Raw genomic sequence first — 1,499 nt, forward strand, 5'->3', positions numbered from 1 at the left:
CCTTAGGGGTCGACTCACCCTGCCCCGATTAACGTTGGACAGGAACCCTTGGTCTTCCGGCGAGGAGGCTTTTCACCCCCTTTATCGTTACTTACGTCAGCATTCGCACTTCTGATATCTCCAGCATACCTCTCGATACACCTTCGCAGACTTACAGAACGCTCCCCTACCACTCACACATAAGTGTGAATCCGCGGCTTCGGTGCCTGGTTTGAGCCCCGTTACATCTTCCGCGCAGGCCGACTCGACTAGTGAGCTATTACGCTTTCTTTAAATGATGGCTGCTTCTAAGCCAACATCCTAGCTGTCTGAGCCTTCCCACATCGTTTCCCACTTAACCAGAACTTTGGGACCTTAGCCGGCGGTCTGGGTTGTTTCCCTCTTCACGACGGACGTTAGCACCCGCCGTGTGTCTCCCGGATATTACTTACTGGTATTCGGAGTTTGCATGGGGTTGGTAAGTCGGGATGACCCCCTAGCCCAAACAGTGCTCTACCCCCAGTAGTATTCGTCCGAGGCGCTACCTAAATAGCTTTCGGGGAGAACCAGCTATCTCCGAGTTTGATTGGCCTTTCACCCCCAGCCACAGGTCATCCCCTAACTTTGCAACGTTAGTGGGTTCGGTCCTCCAGTTGATGTTACTCAACCTTCAACCTGCCCATGGCTAGATCACCCGGTTTCGGGTCTACACCTTGCAACTAGACGCCCAGTTAAGACTCGGTTTCCCTACGGCTCCCCTATACGGTTAACCTCGCTACAAAATGTAAGTCGCTGACCCATTATACAAAAGGTACGCAGTCACCCCGAAGGGCTCCCACTGCTTGTACGTACACGGTTTCAGGTTCTATTTCACTCCCCTCACAGGGGTTCTTTTCGCCTTTCCCTCACGGTACTGGTTCACTATCGGTCAGTCAGGAGTATTTAGCCTTGGAGGATGGTCCCCCCATATTCAGACAGGATGTCACGTGTCCCGCCCTACTCGATTTCACATCAAGGTTGTTTTCGTGTACGGGGCTATCACCCTGTATCGCCGGCCTTTCCAGGACCGTTCCACTAACTTCCAAGATGCTTAAGGGCTAATCCCCGTTCGCTCGCCGCTACTGAGGGAATCTCGGTTGATTTCTTTTCCTCGGGGTACTTAGATGTTTCAGTTCTCCCGGTTCGCCTCTGTTACCTATGTATTCAGTAACAGATACCCGAGTTATCTCGGGTGGGTTTCCCCATTCGGAAATCTGTGAGTAATAGCGTCTCTTACCGACTTCTCACAGCTTATCGCAGGTTAGTACGTCCTTCATCGCCTCTGACTGCCAAGGCATCCACCATGTACGCTTAGTCACTTAACCATACAACCCCAAGAAGTGTCGGTGAAACCGGCACAGCTTGTTGTCGTACAACAAGGACCAAATAAAATTTGGTTTTCGCCAAGAAGTTTCCAAAGCACTTGTAACAAATGTTTGAGAACTACTTTTTAAATCAGCTTTCCAGATTGTTAAAGAGCA

The 1,499-nt window shown here is 50.7% G+C and carries 1 rRNA gene; it reads right to left on the minus strand.

What is annotated here, in order from left to right:
• A 23S ribosomal RNA gene (locus ACB035_RS20425) occupies positions 1–1,343 on the minus strand; the annotation flags it as partial.
• Positions 1,344–1,499 lie beyond the last annotated feature (156 nt).

The sequence above is a fragment of the Aeromonas sp. S12(2024) genome (assembly GCF_041402305.1).
GTDB lineage: Bacteria > Pseudomonadota > Gammaproteobacteria > Enterobacterales > Aeromonadaceae > Aeromonas > Aeromonas veronii.